Raw genomic sequence first — 25011 nt, 5'->3', positions numbered from 1 at the left:
ATTCCTGGCTTTAACTGAGCAATGGCAAGTCGATGACAAAAAAACTCCATATCAAAACCTGGGGCTGTCAGATGAACGAATACGATTCATCGAAGATGGCCGATCTGCTGAATAGCACGCATGGCTATACGCTGACGGATAACCCAAAAGAAGCGGACGTATTGCTGCTCAATACCTGCTCTATCCGTGAAAAAGCCCAGGAAAAAGTGTTCCATCTGCTTGGCCGCTGGAAACTCTTAAAGCGTAAAAATCCCAATATCATTATTGGCGTTGGCGGCTGCGTTGCTTCCCAGGAAGGTAAGCTGATTCGTAGCCGTGCACACTATGTTGATATTGTTTTCGGACCGCAGACACTGCATCGCCTGCCTGAAATGATCAACAAAGTGAGTGGCAACCGTAGCCCAATCGTTGACGTCAGCTTCCCGGAAATCGAAAAGTTTGACCGCCTGCCTGAGCCAAAAGCCGATGGCCCAACAGCTTTCGTTTCTATTATGGAAGGCTGTAACAAGTATTGTACTTACTGCGTGGTGCCTTATACACGCGGTGAGGAAGTGAACCGCCCGTGTGATGATGTGCTGTTTGAAATCGCACAGCTCGCAGCGCAAGGCGTACGTGAAGTGAATCTGCTCGGCCAGAACGTGAATGCTTACCGCGGGCCGACTTTCGATGGCGGTATTTGTTCATTCGCTGAACTGCTGCGCCTGGTGGCTGCAATTGATGGTATTGACCGTATTCGTTTCACCACCAGCCACCCGATTGAATTCACCGACGATATCATCGAGGTTTATCGCGACACGCCTGAGCTGGTGAGTTTCCTGCACCTGCCGATTCAGTGTGGCTCAGATCGCGTATTAAATCTGATGGGTCGTACCCATACCGCGCTGGAATACAAATCCATTATTCGCAAACTGCGCGCCGTGCGCCCGGAAATTCAAATTAGCTCTGATTTCATTGTTGGCTTCCCTGGCGAAACCCAGCAGGACTTCGAGCAAACCATGAAGGTCATTGGCGAAGTGAATTTTGACGTGAGCTATAGCTTCGTCTTTTCTTCACGCCCGGGCACACCCGCCGCCGATATGGTGGATGACGTGCCAGAAAAAGAGAAATTGCAGCGCCTCTATATTCTGCAAGAGCGTATCAACCAGCAGGCCATGGAATTTAGCCGTAAGATGGTTGGCACCACGCAGCGTGTCCTTGTCGAAGGCACCTCACGCAGAAACATTATGGAGCTGACCGGACGTTCTGAACACAACCGTGGCGTCAACTTTGCGGGCACCCCGGACATGGTCGGTAAATTTGTCGATGTCGAAATTACTGAAGTGGCCACTAACAACTCACTGCGCGGTAAAGTCGTTCGTACCGAAGATGAGATGGGGCTGCGTATTGCCGAGTCTCCTGAGTCAGTAATTGCTCGCACACGTAAAGAAAACGAGATCGGCGTCGGGATTTATCAGCCATAATTCCACTCAATGCCCGAGGGTTAGCTAACGCCGTGAACCCATGGGCATTTTCATTTTTTGCACTTGTGTTGCACTTACATTCGGAAGCATCCACCCAAATATCAAAAAGCAGGCTTGCGCCATCCGCCCACGCCGTAAATAATCATTTTTATGGCCTGCATTAATGCAGCAACACATTCTACTGGCCCTGCGAGGATAAGTTTGAATATCGAAACACGTGAAATTACGCTAGAACCCGCAGACAATGCGCGTCTGCTAAGCCTGTGTGGCCCATTTGATGACAACATCAAGCAGCTTGAACGTCGGCTGGGGATCGAAATCAATCGTCGTGACTATCACTTCAAGCTCACGGGCCGCCCGATTCTGGTCAATGCTGCCGCAGATATTCTGCGTAACCTGTATGTCGATACTGCGCCGATGCGCGGTGAAATTCAGGATATAACACCGGAACAAATCCACCTTGCCATTAAAGAAATCCGTGTGCTGGAGCAGTCTGCTGAAAGCGTTCCAGAGTACGGCAAAGCAGTAAACATCAAGACTAAACGTGGTGTCATCAAGCCACGCACGTCGAACCAGGCGCAATACATTGCCAATATTCTGGATCACGACATCACCTTTGGTGTCGGCCCTGCGGGGACCGGTAAAACTTATCTTGCCGTTGCAGCAGCAGTCGATGCACTGGAACGCCAGGATATTCGCCGCATTCTGCTGACCCGCCCGGCCGTTGAAGCGGGTGAAAAGCTCGGCTTCTTGCCAGGCGATTTAAGCCAGAAAGTGGACCCTTACCTGCGCCCGTTGTACGACGCGCTGTTTGAAATGCTCGGCTTTGAGCGTGTTGAGAAGCTCATAGAGCGCAACGTTATTGAAGTCGCGCCACTCGCGTATATGCGTGGACGTACTTTAAACGATGCATTTATCATCCTGGATGAGAGCCAGAACACCACCATCGAGCAGATGAAGATGTTCCTGACACGTATTGGCTTTAACTCAAAAGCCGTGATTACCGGCGATGTCACGCAAATTGACCTGCCAAAAAATCTGAAATCGGGCTTGCGCCACGCTATTGAAGTGCTCGCCGAAGTCGATGAAATCAGTTTTAACTTCCTTAATAGCGAAGACGTAGTACGCCACCCGGTTGTGGCACGCATTGTGAATGCCTATGAGGCGTGGGAAAACGCGGAACAGGTTCGTAAAGATGAACTCGCTGCAGTTCGCAAGCGAGAAGCGATGGCAATCAATGCCGCCGCTCAGGAGAGTAAATGAGTCAGGTTATACTGGATTTACAGGTCGCGTGTGAAGACGCAAACGGCCTGCCGACGGAAGAACAATTTCAGGCATGGCTTGATGCGGTCATCCCACAATTTCAGGAAGAGTCAGAAGTTACGATTCGCCTGGTGGATGACGCAGAAAGCCACGATCTGAACCTCACTTATCGTGGGAAAGATAAATCCACCAACGTGCTGTCATTCCCGTTCGAAGCGCCTCCGGGCATTGAACTGCCGTTATTGGGCGACCTGATTATTTGCCGTCAGGTTGTGGAACAAGAAGCAAAAGAGCAGCAAAAACCGCAGGATGCGCATTGGGCACATATGGTCATCCACGGCAGTTTGCATCTGCTTGGTTATGATCATATTGAAGATGAAGAAGCCGAAGAGATGGAATCCCTGGAAACAGAGATAATGCTTGCTCTTGGGTATGCTGATCCGTACATTGCCGAGAAAGAATAGTCTCCGTAGGGATTTACGCTGCAGAGCAAATACAGACAGGTAGCGCATCATTAAGCTGCCTGTTTTCAGTAACGAACATGAGGTAATAAAACCTAACGCCATGAGCGACGACAACTCACAAAACAGTGACACGCCTGCCAGTAAGAAGGGGTTCTTTTCCCTGATTCTCAACCAGCTATTCCACGGTGAACCGAAAAACCGTGATGATCTGCTGACACTCATCCGTGATTCTGAGCAAAATGATCTGATCGATCAGGATACCCGCGACATGCTGGAAGGCGTCATGGATATCGCCGACCAACGCGTCCGCGACATCATGATCCCTCGCTCGCAAATGGTAACGCTCAAACACAACCAGACGCTGGACGAATGCCTCGATGTCATCATCGAATCCGCACACTCCCGCTTCCCGGTGATCAGTGAAGACAAAGATCATATCGAAGGGATTCTGATGGCCAAAGATCTGCTGCCGTTTATGCGCAGCGATACTGAGCCATTTAGCATGGAAAAAGTGTTACGTCAGGCTGTTGTTGTGCCAGAAAGTAAGCGTGTTGACCGCATGCTCAAAGAGTTTCGTCAGCAGCGCTACCATATGGCGATTGTGATTGATGAGTTTGGCGGCGTCTCCGGGCTTGTCACCATCGAAGATATTCTCGAACTGATTGTTGGGGAAATTGAAGATGAGTACGACGATGAAGAAGATGGCGATTTCCGCCAGCTAAGCCGTCACACCTGGACGGTGCGCGCGTTAGCCTCAATAGAAGATTTTAACGACACCTTCGGAACCCATTTCAATGATGATGAAGTGGATACCATTGGTGGCTTAGTTATGCAGGCCTTTGGCCACTTACCTGCCCGTGGCGAAACCATTGATATTGATGGTTATCAGTTCAAAGTCGCGATGGCAGATAGCCGCCGTGTGATTCAGGTTCATGTCAGAATTCCGGACGACTCGCCACAACCGAAACTGGAAGATTAATTCAAAGATGGCTATAGCCCTACTCCTTCAACGCCAGCGTGTGCGTCTGCTGCTGGCGCTGCTTTTTGGTGCCTGCGGAACGCTGGCTTTCTCCCCTTACGATTTTTGGCCTGCTGCGATTGTTTCTTTGGCAGGGCTTCAAGGGCTGACACTTAATCGACGCGCTATTCAAAGTGCATGGATTGGTTTCTTCTGGGGGCTGGGGCTATTTGGCTCAGGCATTAACTGGGTATATGTCAGCATCGCGCAGTTTGGCGGTATGCCTGGCCCGGTTAATATCTTCCTGGTGGTGCTGCTTGCGGCTTACTTGTCGCTGTACACCGGTTTGTTTGGCGGTTTCCTCAGCAAGCTTTGCCCCAAAACCACCTGGTGGCGTGTGGCTATTGCAGCACCCATGCTGTGGCAACTCACCGAATTCCTGCGCGGCTGGGTACTCACCGGCTTCCCGTGGCTGCAATTTGGTTACAGTCAGATTGATGGCCCGCTAAAAGGCATCGCTCCGATTCTCGGTGTTGAAAGCGTCACCTTCCTGCTGATGATTATCAGCGGCCTGCTGGTGTTTGCGCTGCACGAACGTAATTGGCGCCCGGCGGTCATTGCCGCGGCGTTGCTGTTACTTCCGTGGCCATTGCGTTCTATTCAGTGGTATCAGCCACAAACAGCACGCACTGTTGATGTGGCGATGGTTCAGGGTGATATCCCGCAATCCCTGAAATGGGATGAAAACCAGCTGCTTAATACTCTGAAGATCTATCTCGATAAAACGCAGCCACAGATGGGGAAATCCCAGCTGATTATCTGGCCTGAATCAGCGATCCCGGATCTTGAGATTAACCAACAGCAATTCCTGACGATGATGGACGACCTGTTGCGCTCGAAGCACAGCTCGCTCATTACCGGTATTGTTGATGCGCGTTTGAATAAACAGAATCGCTACGACACCTACAACACCATTATCACACTCGGCGAAGGCAATCAGTACAGCTACAACAGCGCCGATCGTTATAACAAGAACCATCTGGTGCCGTTTGGTGAGTTCGTACCTTTAGAGTCGATTCTGCGCCCACTGGCTCCCTTCTTTGATTTGCCGATGTCGTCATTCAGCCGTGGCCCGTATTTACAGCCACTGCTCGAAGCCAACGGTATTAAGCTCACGCCGGCTATCTGTTATGAAATTATCCTCGGTGAACAGGTGCGTGATAACTTCCGCCCGGATACTGACTTCTTGCTGACAATTTCAAACGATGCGTGGTTCGGTAAATCAATTGGCCCGTGGCAGCATTTCCAGATGGCACGTATGCGTTCACTGGAGTTGGGTCGTCCGCTTTTGCGTAGCACTAATAACGGGATTACCGCTGTGATTAATGCTAACGGCGATGTTGACGCAATGATCCCGCAATTTACGCGCCAGGTTCTGGAAGCTAAGGTCACGCCAACCCGTGGTATTACGCCGTATGCACGCTTTGGTAATTGGCCACTATGGGGTACAACACTGATATTTGGTTTCATCTCTATTTTGTTGGCACTGCGTACACGCCGTAAATCCTGACTCCGCATCACCTAAAATGGCCAGCCTATGCTGGCCATTTTCATTTCTGGCACAACCTTTGCAAATTATTACTCACCAGAAACACACAAAATGCTGAATCACTACCCTGTGGGTAGCATGAAGCATTGAGCTGCACCAAACGATGACATTACGAGCACTAAAGTAGTGCAACGGAAGATTTTTGCCTCTAAACGGTGCGGCACGCTTCGCAAAAATAAACATCTGGATAGCAAAATCTTTACATTAAGCTAGGTTAAGTGTTAACAAAAAGACAAAAGAATTACGCTTATTCAGTAACACACAACAACAAAACAACACTCACAACGGGTATCAGTGCTAAATGGCACTAAGAAAAAGGAGTTGTTCATGCAATTACGTAAACTAACCTCAGCCTTGCTGGTAATGGGTTTAGGCGCAGGAATCGCACACGCCGAAGATGCTAAACCTGCTGCTCAACAAAGTACTCTTGATAAGATCGCCGCAAACGGCGTCATTGTGGTCGGTCACCGTGAGTCTTCTGTTCCTTTCTCTTACTACGATAACCAACAGAAAGTTGTCGGCTATTCACAGGATTACTCCAACGCTATCGTTGAAGCCGTGAAGAAAAAACTGAACAAACCTGACCTGCAGGTTAAGTTGATCCCGATTACTTCACAAAACCGTATTCCATTGCTGCAAAACGGCACCTTCGATTTTGAGTGTGGCTCTACCACCAACAACCTGGAACGCCAGAAACAAGCATCGTTCTCTGACACGATCTTCGTCGTCGGTACGCGTTTGCTGGTGAAAAAAGGTGGCGATATTAAAGACTTCGCCGACCTGAAAGGTAAAGCGGTCGTTGTGACCTCTGGTACCACTTCTGAAGTTCTGCTGAACAAGCTGAATGAAGAGAAGAAAATGGATATGCGTATCATCAGCGCTAAAGACCATGGTGACTCGTTCCGTACTCTGGAAAGTGGCCGTGCCGTTGCTTTTATGATGGATGATGCGTTGCTGGCGGGTGAACGTGCTAAAGCGAAGAAACAAGATAACTGGGAAATCCTCGGCACTCCACAATCTCACGAAGCTTACGGCTGTATGCTGCGTAAAGACGACACCGAGTTTAAAAAGCTGATGGATGACACTATCGCTCAGGCGCAAACCTCTGGTGAAGCGGCTAAATGGTTTGATAAGTGGTTTATGAACCCGATCCCACCGAAAAACATCAATATGAACTTTGCACTGTCTGACGATATGAAAGCGTTGTTCAAAACACCAAACGATAAAGCACTGAACTAAACATACCCGCTAGCATTCGAGTTGCAGGTAGGCGGCCAGTGAGCTTATCCCGAATCACTTACTTCAGTAAGTGATTCGGGTAAGTGAGTGCAGCCAACACCCCTGCAGCTTGAAGGATGGCGGGTATAGAACCAGGGGCCGGGATGACCCAGCCCTCTCGATTGACGAACTGAAGCTCGGACAGACTATGCGTCGGATGGCCGTTCCCCATCCGGCGTGAAAGCACCCCAATAAATCTCAGGCATAGATCTGAAATCAGGTGCAAGCTTCTCATCAATCTTCGAGGGTAGCGTAACTCGCTACCCTCAATTTTTTCTCGGAGTATGTTATGTCTATAGACTGGAACTGGGGAATATTTCTACAGCCCGCCCCGTTCGGCAACACCACCTATTTGGGCTGGATTTGGAATGGCTTCCAGGTCACCGTCGCCCTGTCCATCTGTGCATGGATAATCGCTTTCCTCGTCGGCTCTATGTTCGGCATTTTACGTACCGTTCCCAATAAATGGCTGTCGAGCCTTGGCACGCTGTATGTCGAGCTGTTCCGTAACGTGCCGCTTATCGTGCAGTTCTTTACCTGGTACTTAGTGGTGCCAGAATTACTGCCTGAAAATCTCGGCATGTGGTTTAAATCTGAGCTTGACCCGAATGTTCAATTCTTCGTGTCATCAATGATTTGCCTTGGCCTGTTTACCGCCGCTCGCGTATGCGAACAGGTTCGTGCAGCCATTCAGTCTTTGCCACGCGGCCAGAAAAATGCCGCACTGGCGATGGGGCTAACACTCCCACAAGCATACCGCTACGTGCTGCTGCCAAACGCTTATCGCGTTATCGTGCCGCCAATGACATCTGAAATGATGAACCTGGTGAAGAACTCAGCCATTGCGTCAACTATCGGTCTGGTCGATATGGCCGCTCAGGCGGGTAAACTGCTGGATTACTCCGCGCACGCTTACGAATCCTTTACCGCAATCACCCTCGCGTATGTCCTGATCAACGCCGTGATTATGCTGGTCATGTATGTCGTTGAACGCAAAATTCGCCTGCCTGGCAATATGGGAGGCAAATAATGTACGAGTTTGACTGGAGTTCCATTCTTCCCGCCATGCCTTACCTGATGCAGGGGTTAGTTATCACCCTGAAAATCACCGTTACGGCGATTATTTTCGGTATCGTGTGGGGTACATTGCTGGCGGTGATGCGCCTGTCACCGATTAAACCTGTTGCCTGGTTTGCCAGCGCCTATGTCAACGTTTTCCGCTCTATCCCGTTAGTCATGGTGCTGCTGTGGTTCTATCTGGTTGTACCGGGGATCCTGCAAAAAGTACTGGGTCTTTCTCCGCAAACAGATATTCGACTGATCTCTGCCATGGTAGCGTTTTCAATGTTTGAAGCCGCCTACTATTCCGAGATTATTCGTGCCGGTATTCAGAGTATCTCTCGAGGGCAGTCCAATGCCGCCCTTGCGCTGGGGATGACGCACTGGCAATCAATGAAACTGATTATCCTGCCACAGGCGTTCCGCGCCATGGTGCCATTGCTGTTAACGCAAGGCATCGTCTTGTTCCAGGATACGTCACTGGTATATGTATTAAGTCTGGCTGACTTCTTCCGTACCGCTTCCACCATTGGTGAGCGCGACGGAACCCAGGTCGAAATGATCCTGTTTGCCGGTGTGGTGTATTTCGCAATCAGCCTGAGTGCTTCGCTGTTGGTCAGCTACTTGAAGAAAAGGACAGTGTAATGATTTCCCTGAAAAATGTTTCTAAATGGTATGGCCACTTTCAGGTGCTAACCGACTGCTCAACAGAAGTCAAAAAAGGTGAAGTGGTGGTCGTTTGTGGACCATCGGGTTCCGGTAAATCAACGCTTATCAAAACGGTAAATGGACTTGAGCCGGTGCAAAAAGGCGAGATCGTGGTTAACGGCACCCAGGTTAACAACAAGAAAACCAATCTTGCTGAGTTACGCTCGCACGTCGGAATGGTGTTCCAGCACTTTGAGCTGTTCCCGCATCTGTCGATTATCGAAAACCTGACGCTTGCTCAAGTAAAAGTGCTCAAACGCAACAAAGAAGAGTCGCGTAAAAAAGGGCTGAAACTGCTCGAGCGCGTTGGGCTAACCGCTCATGCCGATAAGTTCCCGGCACAGCTATCCGGCGGCCAGCAGCAGCGTGTCGCCATTGCGCGTGCGCTGTGTATGGACCCTGTGGCAATGCTGTTTGATGAACCGACCTCGGCCCTTGACCCTGAGATGATCAATGAAGTGCTGGACGTTATGGTTGAGCTGGCACACGAAGGAATGACCATGATGGTGGTGACCCACGAGATGGGCTTCGCCCGTAAAGTGGCAAATCGCGTTATCTTTATGGACGAAGGGAAGATTGTTGAAGACTCGAATAAAGAGGATTTCTTCAACAACCCACAATCTGAGCGTGCAAAGGACTTCCTGGCGAAAATCCTGCATTAATTGTTTTGATACCCGCGCAATCCCTGGTTTACTGGTGATTGCGCGGTCATATTAGTTCATCGTATTTTTCATTAATGCCGTGACCTTTTCAAGTGTCGGACCAGCCTGTTTCACCCCTTGGCTCTCTTGATCCTGCACCCACTTGTTTTGCACTTCCTGGTAACGGGTTGATGTTTCCCAGTGCTGCACTTCATCAGGCTTCAACTCGCGAATATTCACACCAATACTGCGCAGCTCTTTCACCATTCCCGCAAAACTTGTCTCCATAACCGGACCCAATGTTGCCGAGGATTTCTCAGCCGCACGCCTGATCGCTTGTTTATCTTCATCAGGAAGTTTGTCCCAGGTGTTTTTATTCATCACCAGCGGGTAAACATGGCCGAGCCACAAATCTTTGGAGATCAGCACATTGGGCGCAGTTTTATGCACGTTCAGTTCATAACCGCTGTCAACGTTAACCATCAGCCCATCAAGGCTGCCCGCTTTTAGCGCATCATAAATCCCATCGCCCCACGGCATGGAAACCGGAATGGCGCCGCTGTTTTTCAGGAAGTCCTGATGCCAAAAGCTTGCGGAACGCCATTTCGTGCCCTTGATATCATCGAGCTTATTGCGTGGTTGAGTACTGAAAAAAGCCACGGGATAGCCGGTCGCGAGGAAGATATTCACCACATTTTGCCTGGTAAACTCATCCTGTAACGCTGGGATAGTGGCATAAGCCTTGCGGAAGAATTCGACCTGTTTATCCCCTGTCGGCCCCACCGGGAAACTTTTGAAAATCTGTTGCAGAGGGAACTCTTTCGGCGTGTATTCCGGTACCACGACCGCCATATCGGCTGCCTTCCCTTCTTTCACTACACCCAATGCGTCGTAGCTACGCGACAGTTCGCTGTTCCAGTGAGCCTCTACTTTCAGCCTCCCGTGGGATTCCTTTTCGATTTGCGCAAAGAACACATCATTAATGAACGTGGTGCGCATACCGCCCAACGGTTCGTGATCGGTGTACTTAAGAATTTGTACGGCTGATGCCGTCACAGGCATCAACAACGTGCTGAGGATAATGGCCCACGTTTTGCGGGCCAGGAGATTTCGTTGCATTGCGGTTCCTTCGCGTTGTGAAAATTAAGGTTCAAATGGGCGACGGCTAAACTGGTTATGCCCACATTTCGGGCAAACGGGCAGCACATCGGGGGTATAAATGGCCAGATGGAAATGGCAGTTCTCACAGACCAAATTCCCAAGTCCAACCACTTCGCCGCTATGATAAACGCCATGATGATTGAGATCCTGGAAAACTTCGCGCCATTCGAGCTGCGTTTTGTCTGTGATATCAGCCAGTTCCTGCCAAAGACTCTCTTTGATTACACGCATGAAAACGCTGTCGGTAAATTCACCCTGGCTTTCGTTATAGCTGCGAGCAAACTCTTCTAAATCCCGGCGGACAGCGCGCGTCACTTCATCGACTTCAGTACGAGTCAGCTCCCCGGTTTCGTTCATGCGTTTACGCGCGCTGGCGACCAGTTCGTCAATATCGCGCTCTCCATTACGTAGCCGTTCGGTGAGTGAGGCCACCAGTTCACGGTAAAATTCAGCAACCTTGTTCATCGTCTGCCTGCCTCCTTGAAGAGATTCATGCGTTCAGTGTCATGTAACTGACTATAATAGTAGACCTTAATCAGCTATCGCTTTGTTAGATTGCCCACAAGCAAGGTAAATATCTGCAAATGAGAAATGGTGATCCCAACCCTTGAAAGGCTGTTTTGCCGCACTCTTATCGGCTATGCTATGCGGATCAAATCACACGTTAGGAATGAAACCTAACCTGTAGCTGTTTTTCATCACAGGACCATTGGCTGCCATGCAAGAGCAATATCGCCCGGAAGAGATAGAATCCAACGTACAGCTTCACTGGCAAGAGAAGCGTACTTTCGAAGTAACTGAAGACGAAGGCAAAGAGAAGTATTACTGCCTCTCGATGCTCCCCTATCCTTCTGGCCGACTACACATGGGCCACGTTCGTAACTACACCATCGGTGACGTTATCGCGCGTTACCAGCGCATGCTTGGCAAAAACGTTCTGCAGCCAATCGGCTGGGATGCGTTCGGTTTGCCAGCAGAAGGGGCGGCGGTAAAAAACAACACCGCTCCAGCGCCATGGACTTACGACAACATCAACTACATGAAGAACCAGCTCAAAACGCTGGGCTTTGGTTATGACTGGAGCCGTGAGCTGGCGACCTGTACCCCGGAATACTACCGTTGGGAACAGCAATTCTTTACTCAGCTATATACCAAAGGGCTGGTTTATAAAAAGACCTCCGCGGTTAACTGGTGCCCGAACGACCAGACTGTTCTTGCAAACGAACAAGTTATCGACGGTTGCTGCTGGCGTTGTGACTCCAAAGTTGAGCGTAAAGAGATCCCTCAGTGGTTTATTAAAATCACCGCTTACGCAGACGAGCTGTTAAACGATCTGGATACGCTGGACCATTGGCCTGAGCAGGTCAAAACCATGCAGCGTAACTGGATTGGCCGTTCCGAAGGTGTTGAGATCACATTCGACGTTGAAAACAGCGCTGAGAAACTGACTGTTTACACCACGCGCCCGGATACCTTTATGGGCGTGACCTATCTGGCCGTTGCCGCAGGTCACCCTATCGCGCAGCAAGCCGCATTGAACAACCCGGCGCTGGCTGAATTCGTTGAAGAGTGCCGTAATACCAAAGTTGCCGAAGCTGAAATGGCAACCATGGAGAAGAAAGGCGTTGCTACTGGCATTAACGCTATTCACCCACTGACTGGCGAGTCTGTTCCAGTTTGGGTGGCAAACTTCGTCCTGATGGAATACGGCACGGGCGCGGTAATGGCTGTTCCTGGTCACGACCAGCGCGACTGGGAATTTGCCACCAAATACGGCCTGCAAATCAAACCCGTAATTCTGAATGCCGATGGCAGCGAGCCGGACCTGGCGGCTGCCGCAATGACCGAAAAAGGCGTGCTGTTTAATTCAGGCGAGTTCGACGGTCTGGACTTCCAGAATGGATTTAACGCCATTGCCGATAAACTGGCGGCGAAAGGTGTCGGTGAGCGTAAAGTTAACTATCGCCTGCGCGACTGGGGTGTTTCCCGTCAGCGTTACTGGGGCGCACCAATTCCGATGGTCACCCTGGAGGACGGCACCGTAATGCCAACTCCTGCGGATCAACTACCGGTTATCCTGCCTGAAGATGTCGTGATGGATGGTATCACCAGCCCAATTAAAGCCGATCCTGAGTGGGCGAAAACCACCGTTGACGGCAGGCCTGCGCTGCGTGAAACCGATACCTTCGATACCTTCATGGAATCGTCCTGGTACTATGCGCGTTACACTTGCCCGCAGTACGACAAAGGTATGCTGGACTCCAAAGCGGCTAACTACTGGCTGCCGGTTGATATTTACATTGGTGGCATCGAACACGCCATCATGCACCTGCTCTACTTCCGCTTCTTCCACAAACTGATGCGTGACGCAGGCATGGTGACCTCTAATGAGCCTGCGAAGCAGTTGCTGTGTCAGGGTATGGTTCTGGCTGATGCGTTCTATTACACCGGTGTTAACGGCGAGCGTAACTGGGTTTCCCCAGTTGATGCGATTGTCGAGCGCGACGAGAAAGGCCGTATTATCAAAGCATCTGACGCGCAAGGCCACGAACTGGTCTATGCTGGCATGAGCAAAATGTCGAAGTCGAAAAACAACGGCATCGACCCACAAGTCATGGTTGAACGCTACGGCGCAGATACTGTTCGCTTGTTCATGATGTTTGCCTCTCCTGCGGATATGACGCTCGAATGGCAGGAGTCTGGCGTTGAAGGGGCTAACCGCTTCCTGAAACGTGTCTGGAGACTGGCTTACGAGCACACCAGCCGTGGCGCTGCACCAGCGTTAGACGTTGCTGCACTGAACGAAGATCAAAAAGCATTGCGCCGTGATGTTCACAAAACCATCGCGAAAGTAACCGATGATATTGGTCGTCGTCAGACCTTTAACACCGCAATCGCTGCCATCATGGAATTGATGAACAAACTGGCGAGAGCACCGCAGGATGGCGATCAAGACCGCGCCCTGCTGAACGAAGCGCTGATTGCTGTAGTTCGTATGCTTTATCCGTTCACCCCGCACGTCTGCTTCGATATGTGGCAGTCTCTGGGCGGTGAAGGCGATATCGACAACGCGCCATGGCCACAGGCGGATGAATCTGCCATGGTTGAAGATTCTGTGCTGGTTGTTGTGCAAGTGAACGGCAAGGTTCGTGGCAAAATCACTGTTCCCGCTGATGCAACGCAAGAACAAGTGCAAGAACGCGCAGGTCAGGAACATCTGGTTGCGAAATATCTTGAGGGTGTGACCGTGCGTAAAGTGATTTACGTGCCGGGCAAACTGCTCAATTTGGTTGTGGGCTAAGCGCAGGAGGAACCGTGCGACATCCCTTTTTCAGCTTGTTAATTACTTTGGCGGTGCTTGTCACCGCCGGGTGCGGTTTTCACCTGCGTGGCAGCACGCAGGTTCCGGATCAAATGAAAACCATGATCCTGAACTCAGGCGATCCCAACGGCCCATTAGCGCGTGAAGTCCGCTCTCAGTTGCGTCTGAACGGTGTCACACTTGTGGATGATACTGGAACGGGTGTTCGCAAGGATATTCCGTCTCTGCGCTTGCTGGGCAGTTCACTCGGAAAAGATACTGCGTCTGTCTTCCAGGATGGTCGTACAGCGGAATATCAGATGGTCATGACTGTCTCGGCACAAGTACTGATTCCGGGACATGACATTTATCCGATTAGCGCCAAAGTATATAAATCATTCTTTGATAACCCACTTGCTGCACTGCAAAAAGATGCAGAGGAAGATTTGTTAATCAAAGAGATGTACACCACAGCGGCACAGCAGCTTATTCGTAAGCTGATGACGGTACACGTTGCGGATGTAGAAGAAACCAAAGACGCCGAGAAACCTGTGAAAGACTCGACTTCGACGCCTGCTCCGGCAGCGTCAACAAGCCGTACGTCAACCACGCTTTCGGCGACATCTGGTAGCCAATGATTCGTTTGTACCCTGAACAACTCCGCGCGCAGCTCAGTGAAGGGCTGCGCGCGGCGTATCTGCTACTCGGAAACGATCCGCTATTACTTCAGGAAAGCCAGGATGCGATTCGCCAGACGGCAAGCACCCAGGGTTTCGAAGAACATCATACCGTTCAGATTGATGTCAGTACCGACTGGCAAGATCTGTTCTCTATTTGCCAGACGTTGAGCCTGTTCGCAAGCCGCCAGACGCTTTTGTTATTGTTACCAGAAAACGGGCCAAACGCCGCCATTAATGCGCAACTCGAAACGCTGATTTCGCTGCTGCACGATGATATTTTACTGCTGGTACGGGGTAACAAATTCACTAAAGCGCAGGAAAATGCCGCATGGCTGACAAAGCTTGCTGATCGCAGTGTCATTGTGACATGCCAGACACCAGAGCAAGCCCAACTGCCGCGCTGGGTCGCTCAACGCGCCAAACAGATGAATCTCCAGCTTGATGATGCGGCCAATCAGTTGCTGTGTTATTGCTACGAAGGCAACCTGCTTGCCCTGTCGCAAGCGCTGGAACGCCTGTCATTGATCTGGCCTGATGGCACGCTGACGTTGCCACGTGTTGAACAAGCAGTGAATGATGCGGCACATTTCACCCCATTCCATTGGGTTGATGCCATTCTTGCCGGAAAAAGTAAGCGGGCGCTGCATATTCTGCAACAGCTTCGGCTCGAAGCCAGCGAACCGGTGATTCTACTGCGTACAATTCAGCGCGAGCTACTGCAACTGGTTAATCTCAAACGCCAGTCAGCGCACACTCCGCTGCGTACTTTATTTGACCAACAGCGCGTGTGGCAGAATCGTCGTGCGCTGGTGACGGAAGCACTCAATCGTTTATCTGCGGAGCAGCTTTTTCAGGCAGTTCGTTTGCTGAGTCAAATCGAAATGACGCTGAAAAAAGATTATGGGCAATCGGTTTGGGCTGAGCTGGAAGGGCTTTCTCTGCTGCTGTGCCATAAAGCGTTGCCGGAAATTTTCATTGATGGCTAACAGCACTTCACGTTTATGTGCCCTGTATGGCGGGACATTCGACCCCATCCATTACGGGCATTTAAAACCGGTTGAAGCGCTGGCAAAACAGGTGGCGCTGCAACACGTCACTATCATGCCGAATAACGTCCCACCACATCGCCCTCAGCCCCTGGCGAATAGCCAGCAGCGTAAGACAATGGTGGAGTTGGCTATTTCCGGGAACTCGCTATTTAAGCTAGACGACCGTGAATTACAACGTGAAACACCGTCGTACACCGTTGAAACTCTGGAACAGTTGCGTGCTGAGATTGGCACAGAACAACCTTTGGCCTTTATTGTGGGCCAGGATTCGCTACTTAGTTTGCAACGCTGGCATCGTTGGGAAACGCTGCTGACGTTATGCCATTTGCTGGTTTGCCAGCGTCCCGGCTATTCCTTGTCGATGAAAACACCAGAAGAACAACAGTGGCTTGATAAGCACCAGACGACATCGGTTGAACAACTTCACAGTCAGCCTGCAGGTAAAATTTTCCTCGCGCAAACACCGTTGTACGACATTTCAGCCACCGCCATCCGCCAGCGTTTAGAGCAACACCAACCTTGTGATGACCTGCTCCCTCCAGCCGTAGCTGAGTTTATTCGCCAGCACCATCTGTATTGCTGAGTACTCTCTGCAAAGCATCGAGTAATTTGTCGTTATCCGCCGAGCTTTTAATCGCCACGCGATAATAGCGTGCATCCAGTCCCGGGTAATTTGCACAATGACGGATCAAGATATTTTCTTCGAGCAACCGGCGTTGCAAATCTAATCCATCAACGTCACAACGCATAAAGATATAGTTCGCGCTGGGTGGCCAAACCTTAATTCCACGAAGCCCGTTCAAGCCATTAAACAACCGTGGCTGTTCGGTGCTTAACCAGTGATAACTCGCCTCAATATACCCGCAGTCATTGAGAATCACCTCCCCTGCCAGGGCCGCAAAAGCGTTTATCGTCCAGGGTTCTCTTTGCTCCCGAATATGCCCGACCGTTTTGCTGTCCGCACTGACCAAATAGCCAAGCCGCAGCCCGGCAATAGCAAAAAATTTAGTCAGCGAGCGCAAAATATAGAGTTGGGGGAAATGGGATAGATGCGGAATTAAACCCGGCTCATCAGGCAGAAAATCGAGAAAGGCTTCATCAACAATCAACGCAATATGGTTTTCGCGACAACGATGGGCAATCGCAAGCAGCAATTTCTTGTCCAGCAGCAAACCGGTTGGGTTATTTGGCGTGCATAAAAACAGACAATCCACATCGGGTGTTAATGCCTGTAAAAATGATTCATCCGGTTGCCAACCTTGTGCCTCGGAAAGGTGGAAATCCGTTACCTCGCAGCCAATGCGAGCAAGTGCACGACGATATTCAGCAAACCCCGGCGTCAACAACAGTGCCTTACGTGGCGAGAGCTGTTGTACAAGGTTAAATATCAGCTCCGTCTCACCATTACCCGCAAGTACCCACTCTAGTGGGACTTGATGATGCTTAGCCAGCGCCTGATGCAACGCACGATATTCCACGTCCGGGTAACGCTCGGCCAGTGTCAAGTTTTCAACTATCGCACGCTTTAAAGAATCCGGCATACCGAGAGGATTAATATTAGCGCTAAAGTCGATCAGCAAATCCGCCTCTACACCAATTGCCGCTGCCGCTTCAATAATATTGCCACCATGCTGACTGCTAAACGCCATATTCACTCCGATAAAACAGACTTCGTAACCTGAGCCGCAATGATACACTTATGCCTGTGTCAGCCACAGCCAACATTTGCGCGAGGAATGAATGAAATTATGGTTAGTGCGCCATGGGCAAACCCAGGCAAATGTAGACGGTCTATACAGTGGTATTTCCGAAACCCCATTGACTGAGCAAGGTGTGGCTCAGGCCGTTGCTGTCGGCAACATGTTAGGCCAGGTTGCTTTTGAAAAGGTTCTTTGCAGCAAATTGGGCCGGGCGCAACACACCACGCAATTGATTCTCCAGCAACGCCAAATCCCGGTTGTGACCGAGGCACGTCTTAATGAGATGAATTTTGGTGACTGGGAAATGCGTCACCATCGCGATTTACAGCGACTGGATGCAGAAAACTATGCGGCCTGGTGCAATGACTGGCAAAACGTTATTCCGAAAAATGGTGAAGGCTTCCAGATTTTTTCACAACGTGTGAGTGAGTTTGCTAAAGCGTTATCTTCTCAAACGGAAGCAGAAAATATTCTGATTGTGAGCCACCAGGGTGTGCTGAGCTTGCTGATTGCCACCCTGCTTAACATGCCCCCAGCGTCACTGTGGCATTTTATTATTGAACAAGGGGCCTGGAGTTACATTGAGATTCGCGATGGCTTTACCACGCTCAGAACCCTCAATAATCGCGCTATTTACTCCCCGCAGCCGTAAACTGTATGAGCTACAGTTGCCGTCAACCATTGACACTACAGTCCAGGCTGTTATGCTCCGCTGCCATAATTTCCTGCCCGCAAGCATGATTTTCCAAAATAGTTTTACAAAAATGGCGATGCAAACCAGGTCACTCAGTGGGATGATATCCCGCTTTGAGCGACGCATTGCCCGTAAAGCTGCCCCATTCATTGGGTATAATGCGGGCTCAATTGAACACACTCTACTTTTCCCAGGGGGAACACTTGCAGGGTAAAGAATTTCAAGATTTCATCGTTGATAAAATCGACGATCTCAAAGGCCAGGACATCATTGCTCTGGATGTTCACGGTAAATCAAGCATCACTGATTGCATGATTATCTGTACCGGCACCTCTAACCGTCACGTTATGTCCATCGCTGAACACGTCGTAGAATCATCTCGCAAAGCCGGTTTTGAAGCTTTGGGCGTGAAAGGCGTGAATGCGACCGACTGGGTGGTTGTTGACCTTGGCGAAGTTATCGTCCACGTCATGCAAGAAGAGAGCCGCCAACTGTACGAACTGGAAAAGCTCTGGGGTTAATGCGTGAAGCTGCAACTAGTCGCAGTTGGCACTAAAATGCCTGACTGGGTACAAACCGGCTTTACCGAGTACCTGCGTCGTTTTCCCAAGGATATGCCATTTGAACTGGTAGAAATTCCTGCGGGGAAACGCAGCAAAAATGCCGACATTAAACGCATTCTCGAAAAAGAAGGCGAAATGATGTTGGCGGCGGCCGGCAAGGGCAACCGAATTGTCACGCTGGATATCCCAGGCCAACCTTGGGATACACCGCACCTTGCCGTGCAACTTGAACGCTGGAAACAGGATGGTCGAGATGTCAGCTTGCTGATTGGTGGCCCGGAAGGCCTTGCTCCGGCGTGCAAAGCTGCCGCAGAGCAAAGCTGGTCGCTGTCGAATCTGACCATGCCCCACCCTTTAGTGCGAGTGCTGGTAGCAGAAAGCCTGTACCGCGCGTGGAGCATCACGACAAACCATCCTTATCACCGTGAGTAAATATCGTCAGGTAGAACAAAGCTGCGGATGAAATTACAGAATTCTTTTCGTGACTATACAGCTGAGTCTGCGCTCTTTGTGCGCCGGGCGCTGGTCGCGTTTCTCGGTATTTTGGTGCTAAGCGGTGTGCTTGTCGCCAACCTTTATAATTTGCAAATCGTCCGTTTCACTGACTACCAAACCCGCTCCAATGAAAACCGCATAAAACTCGTCCCAATCCCACCTAGTCGCGGCATTATTTATGACCGCAATGGCACGCCACTGGCACTCAACCGCACCATTTATCAGGTGGAAATGATGCCGGAGAAAGTGGATAACGTGCAGGATACGCTTGAAGCGTTACGCTCGGTGGTGGATTTAACTGACGACGATATTGCCAACTTTAAGAAAGAGCGCGCGCGCTCCCATCGCTTTACCTCTATTCCGGTTAAAACCAACCTCACCGAAGTGCAAGTGGCGCGTTTTGCTGTGAATCAATACCGCTTCCCGGGTGTTGAAGTTAAAGGCTATAAGCGCCGCTTCTACCCGTACGGTTCAGCGTTAACGCACGTCATCGGCTACGTTTCTAAAATCAACGATAAAGACGTTGAACGCCTGGATAAAGACGGCAAGCTGGCAAACTACGCCTCAACGCATGATATCGGTAAGCTGGGTATTGAGCGTTACTACGAAGACGTTCTGCATGGCCAAACGGGCTATGAAGAAGTCGAAGTGAATAACCGTGGTCGTGTCATTCGCCAGCTCAAAGAAGTGCCACCACAAGCCGGGCACGATATCTATCTGACTATCGACCTGAAGCTGCAGAATTATATTGAAACCTTGCTGGCGGGAAGTCGCGCTGCGGTTGTGGTCACTGACCCTCGCACCGGCGGTATTCTGGCGCTGGTTTCCATGCCGAGTTACAACCCAAACTTGTTTGTTGATGGTATCTCAAGCAAAGACTATTCCGGTTTGCTCAATGACCCGAATACGCCACTGATTAACCGCGCAACACAGGGGGTTTACCCTCCGGCCTCGACGGTGAAACCGTATATGGCAGTGTCCGCATTAAGCGCTGGGGTGATCACCCGTAATACGTCGCTGTTTGACCCGGGCTGGTGGCAGTTACCCGGTTCTGAAAAACGCTACCGTGACTGGAAAAAATGGGGCCATGGCCGCCTGAACGTCACTAAAGCGCTTGAGGAATCTGCGGATACTTATTTCTATCAGGTAGCCTATGACATGGGCATCGACCGCATGGGTGAGTGGATGCGCAAGTTTGGCTATGGTCATTATACGGGGATCGACCTTTCCGAAGAACGTTCCGGTAACATGCCAACACGCGAATGGAAACAGAAGCGCTTTAAAAAGCCGTGGTATCAGGGTGACACCATTCCTGTTGGTATCGGCCAGGGCTACTGGACGGCGACTCCAATTCAAATGAGTAAAGCGATGATGATCCTGATTAACGACGGCATCGTTCGTGTCCCTCATTTTTTGTCGAGCACCGTCGAGAACGGCAAAAAAGTGCCGTGGCAGCAGCCGGTTCAACCGCCGGTTGGCGATATTCACTCAGGTTACTGGGAAATTGCCAAAGACGGGATGTATGGCGTTGCCAACCGCCCTAACGGTACAGCCCATAAATACTTTGCCAATGCACCGTACAAGATTGCTGCGAAATCAGGGACCGCACAGGTCTTTGGCCTGAAAGCCAATGAAACCTATAACGCCCATAAAATTGCTGAACGCTTACGCGACCATAAACTGATGACCGCTTTCGCTCCATACGATAACCCACAGGTTTCCGTCACCATGATTCTGGAAAACGGCGGCGCAGGCCCCGCTGTAGGCACCATCATGCGCCAGATCCTCGACCATATTATGCTTGGGGATGACAATACGGTTCTGCCTACTGAAGCACCGGCAGCAGCAGGTGCAGAGGATCAATAACCATGACTGATAATCCAAATAAAAAGTCGTTCTGGGATAAAATCCACATCGACCCGCTCTTCCTGGTCACCGTTCTGGCACTGCTTATCTTTAGTGCGCTGGTTATCTGGAGCGCCAGTGGCCAGGACATGGACATGATGGAGCGAAAAATTGGCCAGATCCTGATGGGGCTGGTTGTGATGATCGTGATGGCACAGATCCCCCCTCGCGTGTATGAAGGTTGGGCGCCATATCTCTATATCGTCTGTATCATACTGTTGGTTGCGGTGGATGCGTTCGGTGCGATTTCTAAAGGTGCACAGCGTTGGCTTGACCTCGGTATTGTGCGTTTCCAGCCCTCTGAAATCGCAAAAATTGCGGTGCCATTGATGGTCGCACGCTTTATCAACCGCGATGTCTGCCCGCCAACGCTGAAAAACACCGGTATTGCGCTAATATTGATTTTCATGCCGACGCTGCTGGTAGCCGCGCAACCCGATCTGGGTACGTCGATTCTTATCGCCGCATCCGGCCTGTTTGTGCTGTTCTTATCAGGCATGAGCTGGAAACTGATTGGCGTTGCCGTTTTGCTGGTCGCCGCGTTCATTCCCATCTTGTGGTTCTTCCTTATGCACGATTACCAGCGTGCGCGTGTGATGATGCTGCTTGATCCGGAAAGTGACCCGCTTGGCGCCGGTTATCATATTATTCAGTCTAAAATAGCGATTGGCTCCGGCGGATTGCGTGGTAAAGGTTGGCTGCATGGCACGCAGTCACAGCTTGAGTTTTTACCCGAACGCCATACTGACTTTATCTTTGCGGTTCTTGCCGAAGAGTTGGGTCTGGTAGGTGTGCTGGTATTGCTGGCGCTCTATCTGTTACTCATTATGCGTGGCCTTATCATTGCCGCTCGCGCACAAACCACATTCGGCCGAGTGATGGCTGGCGGGTTGATGTTAATTTTATTCGTATATGTGTTTGTTAACATTGGCATGGTTAGTGGTATCTTACCGGTGGTCGGCGTACCTTTGCCGCTGGTGAGCTACGGGGGCTCGGCCCTGATCGTTCTGATGGCCGGGTTTGGTATCGTCATGTCGATACATACCCACAGAAAAATGTTATCAAAAAGCGTGTAAGTGGATGAGGTGCGTAATGGTTAAGCGTTGGCTTGGGATCTGTGTCGTTGCTGCAATACTGGCTGGCTGCTCGTCTGATGACGGCGACCAACAGCAGGTAAATCAGCAGCCACAACCCGCGGTGTGTAATGGCCCGATGGTTGAAATAAGCGGCGCTGACCCGCGCTTCGAACCGTTGAATCCTTCGGTAAACCAGGATTATACGAATAACGGTAAGAACTACAAAATTGTGCAAAACCCGGCGAACTTCAGCCAGGCAGGTTTTGCGGCGATTTATGATGCCGAGCCAGGTAGCAACTTAACCGCATCAGGCGAAAATTTTGACCCGACAGCGCTGACCGCCGCACACCCAACACTGCCCATTCCAAGCTATGCGCGTATTACTAACCTCGCGAATGGCCGTATGACTATCGTGCGCATCAACGACCGTGGCCCTTATGGTAACGACCGTGTTATTTCGTTATCCCGCGCGGCTGCCGATCGCCTGAACACGTCAAATAATACCAAAGTGCGTATCGACCCGATTATTGTGGCGCAAGACGGCACAATGTCCGGACCTGGTACAGTGTGTACCACCGTTGCTAAACAAACCTACGCCCTGCCCGCTCGCCCTGATTTAAACGGCGGAATGGGAAGCGCCTCTTCTGGTATGCCAGCAACAATCCCGGAAGGTGATGTGCGCGCTATTAGTAATTCGACACTGCAAAGTGAAGACACCACGGGTGCTCCGGTGAATAGTAGCGGGTTCTTAGGTGCTGCAACACCCCTTGCGCCGGGCGTAATAGAAAGTGAGCAGCCAGCCGTTGTCGCAGCTCCGGTACAAACGGCTGCACCCGTGCAGCAAACGGCACCGGTCACAGCACCTGCCTCCGTGCAAGGTAACGTACAGGCCGCAGCACCGGTTGCTACCGCATCCGGGCGCTATGTCGTGCAGGTGGGCGCAGTCAGCGACCAGACTCGGGCAACACAGTGGCAGCAGAAACTGAGCCAGCAATTTGGTGTACCCGGTAAGGTTTCCAGTAATGGTGCCATGTACCGTGTACAACTTGGGCCATTTGGTAGTCGTGGCGAAGCCGCTGCACTGCAACAACGCTTGATGAGCGAAGCCCAACAGCAATCTTTCATCACTAACGCACCCGCTATGTAAGTGGTTGTGTCTGGTATCCGTCGTGCGTCAGTTAATGTAAATTCCATTAACAAATGATGCGCAAAGACGGGTGCCAGCGAAAATCGCTTTTGCTATAGTAAGGCACTTTTTTTATTCCTATCATGGATGTCGTTGTTCTAATCATGAATACAGCCCCTTCTTTTCGTTTTGTTAAACGCTTGGCGCTTACTACGGCCATCACTCTTTCGGCGATAACTGCCGCGCATGCTGACGACCTGAACATCAAAACCATGATTCCAGGTGTGCCGCAGATTGATGCCGAAGCGTACATCCTGATTGATTACAATTCCGGTAAGGTTTTGGCTGAATCCAACGCCGATACCCGCCGTGATCCTGCCAGTTTGACCAAAATGATGACCAGCTACGTCATCGGTCAGGCCATGAAAGCAGGCAAATTTAACGAAAGCTCAATCGTGACTGTTGGGCAAGATGCGTGGGCAACCGGTAACCCGGTATTTAAAGGCTCATCGTTGATGTTCCTGAAGCCTGGTATGCAGGTTCCTGTGTCACAACTGATTCGCGGTATTAACCTGCAATCAGGTAACGATGCTTGCGTTGCAATGGCCGATTTTGTAGCCGGTAGCCAGGACGCGTTTGTTGGCCTGATGAACAGCTATGTTTCTGCATTGGGTCTGAAGAACACCCATTTCGGGACCGTACACGGTCTCGATGCCGAAGGCCAATTCAGCTCAGCGCGTGATATGGCGTTGATTGGTCAGGCGCTGATTCGCGATGTGCCGAACGAATACGCTATCTACAAAGAAAAAGAGTTCACCTTCAACAATATCCGCCAGACAAACCGTAACGGCTTGCTGTGGGATACCAGCCTGCAAGTTGATGGCATCAAAACAGGCCATACAGATGCGGCGGGTTACAACCTGGTCGCTTCTGCAACCGAAGGCCAGATGCGTCTGATCTCCGCAGTACTGGGTGGCCGTACCTATAAAGGGCGCGAAACCGAAAGCAAAAAACTGCTGACCTGGGGCTTCCGCTTCTTTGAAACCGTCTCCCCACTGAAAGCCGGTAAAGAGTTTGCTTCTGAGCCAGCCTGGTTTGGCGATAACGACCGCGCGTCCCTGGGTGTGGATAAAGACGTCTTCCTGACCATTCCACGTGGCCGTATGAAAGATTTGAAAGCCAGCTACGTGCTTAACACCACTGAACTGCACGCACCTTTGCAGAAAAATCAGGTTGTTGGGACTATCAATTTCCAACTTGATGGCAAGACTATCGAACAACGTCCGCTGGTCGTGCTTCAGGAAATGCCTGAGGGTAACTTCTTCAGCCGTATCATTGATTACATCAAACTGATGTTCCATCACTGGTTTGGTTAATAATTGAACACTTGAAAGAGTGGAAGCCGTCCCCATATACTATGAATCAAAGCAACTCCCGCCCCTGCTGGCGGGAGTTATTATTTTTAATGCCGTAACGCTGGAGCTACCATGAAAACCAATCTGAAAGAATTGCTCGAATTCCCGACGTCCTTTACTTACAAAGTGATGGGTCTGGCGAAGCCTGAGCTGGTTGATTTGGTCGTTGAGGTGGTGCAGCGCCACGCACCTGGTGACTACACCCCGCAGGTTAAACCGAGCAGCAAAGGTAACTACCATTCTGTTTCGGTTACCATTACTGCGACCCATATTGAGCAAGTTGAAACGCTGTACGAAGAGCTGGGCAATATCGAAATCGTTCGTATGGTGTTGTGATCAACGACCCTGAATAATGAGCACACCCGGCCCTGGCCGGGTTTTTTGTTCCTGCTGTGGTATAATTCGC

At 50.6% G+C, this 25011-nt stretch carries 24 protein-coding genes; 21 read left to right on the top strand and 3 right to left on the bottom strand.

What is annotated here, in order from left to right:
* Positions 1–32 precede the first annotated feature (32 nt).
* The 9 genes from miaB (at position 33) to M975_RS02970 (ending at position 9461) form a co-directional block, all read left to right on the top strand.
* A complete protein-coding gene (gene miaB / locus M975_RS03010; RefSeq protein ID WP_064557214.1) occupies positions 33–1460 on the top strand; it encodes a tRNA (N6-isopentenyl adenosine(37)-C2)-methylthiotransferase MiaB in 1428 nt (475 codons plus the stop codon).
* 201 nt (positions 1461–1661) lie between these two features.
* Positions 1662–2723, top strand: coding sequence for a PhoH family protein (locus tag M975_RS03005; RefSeq protein ID WP_064557213.1), 1062 nt, complete (start codon positions 1662–1664; stop codon positions 2721–2723).
* Positions 2720–3187: an rRNA maturation RNase YbeY gene (ybeY, locus tag M975_RS03000; RefSeq protein WP_064557212.1), complete on the top strand. Its 468-nt coding sequence runs from the start codon at positions 2720–2722 to the stop codon at positions 3185–3187. Before M975_RS03005 ends, ybeY begins: the two co-directional genes overlap by 4 nt.
* 100 nt (positions 3188–3287) lie before the next feature.
* On the top strand, positions 3288–4166 hold the full coding sequence (gene corC / locus M975_RS02995; protein WP_064557211.1) for a CNNM family magnesium/cobalt transport protein CorC: 879 nt from the start codon (positions 3288–3290) through the stop codon (positions 4164–4166).
* A gap of 7 nt (positions 4167–4173) precedes the next feature.
* On the top strand, positions 4174–5715 hold the full coding sequence (lnt, locus tag M975_RS02990; protein ID WP_064557210.1) for an apolipoprotein N-acyltransferase: 1542 nt from the start codon (positions 4174–4176) through the stop codon (positions 5713–5715).
* A gap of 366 nt (positions 5716–6081) precedes the next feature.
* The gene (locus M975_RS02985; RefSeq protein WP_064557209.1) at positions 6082–6993 is read left to right on the top strand and encodes an amino acid ABC transporter substrate-binding protein; all 912 of its coding nucleotides are present in this window, start codon (positions 6082–6084) and stop codon (positions 6991–6993) included.
* A gap of 328 nt (positions 6994–7321) precedes the next feature.
* Positions 7322–8062, top strand: a complete 741-nt coding sequence (locus tag M975_RS02980; protein WP_064557208.1) for an amino acid ABC transporter permease — start codon at positions 7322–7324, stop codon at positions 8060–8062.
* Positions 8062–8736: a glutamate/aspartate ABC transporter permease GltK gene (gene gltK / locus M975_RS02975; protein WP_064557207.1), complete on the top strand. Its 675-nt coding sequence runs from the start codon at positions 8062–8064 to the stop codon at positions 8734–8736. The genes M975_RS02980 and gltK overlap by 1 nt, the downstream gene beginning before the upstream one ends.
* Positions 8736–9461 (top strand): amino acid ABC transporter ATP-binding protein, encoded by a 726-nt coding sequence (locus tag M975_RS02970; RefSeq protein WP_064517051.1) that lies wholly within the window; start codon positions 8736–8738, stop codon positions 9459–9461. Before gltK ends, M975_RS02970 begins: the two co-directional genes overlap by 1 nt.
* Before the next feature lie 51 nt (positions 9462–9512).
* On the opposite strand, the gene dctP is transcribed toward M975_RS02970, so the two are convergent.
* Both dctP and M975_RS02960 read right to left on the bottom strand, forming a co-directional pair.
* Entirely contained in the window at positions 9513–10559 is a 1047-nt protein-coding gene (gene dctP / locus M975_RS02965) for a TRAP transporter substrate-binding protein DctP (protein WP_064557206.1), read from the bottom strand.
* Positions 10560–10583: 24 nt separating this feature from the next.
* Positions 10584–11066 (bottom strand): zinc ribbon-containing protein, encoded by a 483-nt coding sequence (locus tag M975_RS02960; protein ID WP_064557205.1) that lies wholly within the window; start codon positions 11064–11066, stop codon positions 10584–10586.
* Positions 11067–11319: 253 nt separating this feature from the next.
* On the opposite strand from M975_RS02960, the gene leuS reads away from it, so the two are divergent.
* From leuS to nadD, 4 genes are read left to right on the top strand one after another with little or no spacing between them, the layout of a single operon-like run.
* Positions 11320–13902, top strand: a complete 2583-nt coding sequence (gene leuS / locus M975_RS02955; RefSeq protein ID WP_064557204.1) for a leucine--tRNA ligase — start codon at positions 11320–11322, stop codon at positions 13900–13902.
* A 14-nt stretch (positions 13903–13916) separates the two neighbouring features.
* Positions 13917–14540 (top strand): LPS assembly lipoprotein LptE, encoded by a 624-nt coding sequence (gene lptE / locus M975_RS02950; protein WP_064557203.1) that lies wholly within the window; start codon positions 13917–13919, stop codon positions 14538–14540.
* Complete coding sequence (gene holA / locus M975_RS02945) at positions 14537–15568, top strand: DNA polymerase III subunit delta (protein ID WP_064557202.1); 1032 nt, start codon at positions 14537–14539, stop codon at positions 15566–15568. The genes lptE and holA overlap by 4 nt, the downstream gene beginning before the upstream one ends.
* On the top strand, positions 15561–16214 hold the full coding sequence (nadD, locus tag M975_RS02940) for a nicotinate-nucleotide adenylyltransferase (RefSeq protein WP_064557201.1): 654 nt from the start codon (positions 15561–15563) through the stop codon (positions 16212–16214). The genes holA and nadD overlap by 8 nt, the downstream gene beginning before the upstream one ends.
* On the opposite strand, the gene cobD is transcribed toward nadD, so the two are convergent.
* A complete protein-coding gene (gene cobD, locus M975_RS02935; RefSeq protein ID WP_064557200.1) occupies positions 16186–17280 on the bottom strand; it encodes a threonine-phosphate decarboxylase CobD in 1095 nt (364 codons plus the stop codon). The two genes, nadD and cobD, sit on opposite strands and share 29 nt — an antisense overlap.
* 91 nt (positions 17281–17371) lie before the next feature.
* Between cobD and M975_RS02930 the strand changes: the two genes are divergently transcribed.
* The 8 genes from M975_RS02930 to ybeD all read left to right on the top strand — a co-directional run bounded on the left by M975_RS02930 (position 17372) and on the right by ybeD (position 24941).
* Positions 17372–17983, top strand: coding sequence for an adenosylcobalamin/alpha-ribazole phosphatase (locus M975_RS02930; protein WP_064557199.1), 612 nt, complete (start codon positions 17372–17374; stop codon positions 17981–17983).
* 245 nt (positions 17984–18228) lie between these two features.
* Positions 18229–18546 carry a ribosome silencing factor gene (gene rsfS, locus M975_RS02925; protein WP_064557198.1) on the top strand — a complete coding sequence of 106 codons (318 nt, stop codon included), beginning with the start codon at positions 18229–18231 and terminating at the stop codon, positions 18544–18546.
* A 3-nt stretch (positions 18547–18549) separates the two neighbouring features.
* Positions 18550–19020 carry a 23S rRNA (pseudouridine(1915)-N(3))-methyltransferase RlmH gene (gene rlmH, locus M975_RS02920; protein ID WP_034456714.1) on the top strand — a complete coding sequence of 157 codons (471 nt, stop codon included), beginning with the start codon at positions 18550–18552 and terminating at the stop codon, positions 19018–19020.
* 27 nt (positions 19021–19047) lie between these two features.
* Entirely contained in the window at positions 19048–20949 is a 1902-nt protein-coding gene (gene mrdA, locus M975_RS02915) for a peptidoglycan DD-transpeptidase MrdA (protein WP_064557197.1), read from the top strand.
* Between the two features lie 2 nt (positions 20950–20951).
* A complete protein-coding gene (mrdB, locus tag M975_RS02910; RefSeq protein ID WP_064557196.1) occupies positions 20952–22064 on the top strand; it encodes a peptidoglycan glycosyltransferase MrdB in 1113 nt (370 codons plus the stop codon).
* Between the two features lie 16 nt (positions 22065–22080).
* Entirely contained in the window at positions 22081–23211 is a 1131-nt protein-coding gene (gene rlpA / locus M975_RS02905) for an endolytic peptidoglycan transglycosylase RlpA (protein ID WP_064557195.1), read from the top strand.
* A gap of 143 nt (positions 23212–23354) precedes the next feature.
* Positions 23355–24566 (top strand): D-alanyl-D-alanine carboxypeptidase DacA, encoded by a 1212-nt coding sequence (dacA, locus tag M975_RS02900; protein ID WP_064557660.1) that lies wholly within the window; start codon positions 23355–23357, stop codon positions 24564–24566.
* A gap of 111 nt (positions 24567–24677) precedes the next feature.
* Positions 24678–24941, top strand: a complete 264-nt coding sequence (gene ybeD, locus M975_RS02895) for a DUF493 family protein YbeD (protein WP_064557194.1) — start codon at positions 24678–24680, stop codon at positions 24939–24941.
* The last annotated feature ends 70 nt before the right edge of the window (positions 24942–25011 follow it).

It is taken from the genome of Buttiauxella brennerae ATCC 51605, assembly GCF_001654925.1.
Lineage (GTDB): Bacteria > Pseudomonadota > Gammaproteobacteria > Enterobacterales > Enterobacteriaceae > Buttiauxella > Buttiauxella brennerae.
Note: the sequence above shows the minus strand (reverse complement) of the source record. Positions and strands in the feature narration are given on the sequence as shown.

Excerpts from the sequence above, each read along its gene's own strand:
- miaB (WP_064557214.1), top strand. The coding sequence starts at position 33 with ATGACAAAAAAACTCCATATCAAAACCTGGGGCTGTCAGATGAACGAA.
- ybeY (WP_064557212.1), top strand. The coding sequence starts at position 2,720 with ATGAGTCAGGTTATACTGGATTTACAGGTCGCGTGTGAAGACGCAAAC.
- corC (WP_064557211.1), top strand. The coding sequence starts at position 3,288 with ATGAGCGACGACAACTCACAAAACAGTGACACGCCTGCCAGTAAGAAG.
- lnt (WP_064557210.1), top strand. The coding sequence starts at position 4,174 with ATGGCTATAGCCCTACTCCTTCAACGCCAGCGTGTGCGTCTGCTGCTG.
- M975_RS02985 (WP_064557209.1), top strand. The coding sequence starts at position 6,082 with ATGCAATTACGTAAACTAACCTCAGCCTTGCTGGTAATGGGTTTAGGC.
- M975_RS02980 (WP_064557208.1), top strand. The coding sequence starts at position 7,322 with ATGTCTATAGACTGGAACTGGGGAATATTTCTACAGCCCGCCCCGTTC.
- gltK (WP_064557207.1), top strand. The coding sequence starts at position 8,062 with ATGTACGAGTTTGACTGGAGTTCCATTCTTCCCGCCATGCCTTACCTG.
- M975_RS02970 (WP_064517051.1), top strand. The coding sequence starts at position 8,736 with ATGATTTCCCTGAAAAATGTTTCTAAATGGTATGGCCACTTTCAGGTG.
- dctP (WP_064557206.1), bottom strand. The coding sequence starts at position 10,559 with ATGCAACGAAATCTCCTGGCCCGCAAAACGTGGGCCATTATCCTCAGC.
- M975_RS02960 (WP_064557205.1), bottom strand. The coding sequence starts at position 11,066 with ATGAACAAGGTTGCTGAATTTTACCGTGAACTGGTGGCCTCACTCACC.
- leuS (WP_064557204.1), top strand. The coding sequence starts at position 11,320 with ATGCAAGAGCAATATCGCCCGGAAGAGATAGAATCCAACGTACAGCTT.
- holA (WP_064557202.1), top strand. The coding sequence starts at position 14,537 with ATGATTCGTTTGTACCCTGAACAACTCCGCGCGCAGCTCAGTGAAGGG.
- nadD (WP_064557201.1), top strand. The coding sequence starts at position 15,561 with ATGGCTAACAGCACTTCACGTTTATGTGCCCTGTATGGCGGGACATTC.
- cobD (WP_064557200.1), bottom strand. The coding sequence starts at position 17,280 with ATGGCGTTTAGCAGTCAGCATGGTGGCAATATTATTGAAGCGGCAGCG.
- M975_RS02930 (WP_064557199.1), top strand. The coding sequence starts at position 17,372 with ATGAAATTATGGTTAGTGCGCCATGGGCAAACCCAGGCAAATGTAGAC.
- mrdA (WP_064557197.1), top strand. The coding sequence starts at position 19,048 with ATGAAATTACAGAATTCTTTTCGTGACTATACAGCTGAGTCTGCGCTC.
- mrdB (WP_064557196.1), top strand. The coding sequence starts at position 20,952 with ATGACTGATAATCCAAATAAAAAGTCGTTCTGGGATAAAATCCACATC.
- rlpA (WP_064557195.1), top strand. The coding sequence starts at position 22,081 with ATGGTTAAGCGTTGGCTTGGGATCTGTGTCGTTGCTGCAATACTGGCT.
- dacA (WP_064557660.1), top strand. The coding sequence starts at position 23,355 with ATGAATACAGCCCCTTCTTTTCGTTTTGTTAAACGCTTGGCGCTTACT.
- ybeD (WP_064557194.1), top strand. The coding sequence starts at position 24,678 with ATGAAAACCAATCTGAAAGAATTGCTCGAATTCCCGACGTCCTTTACT.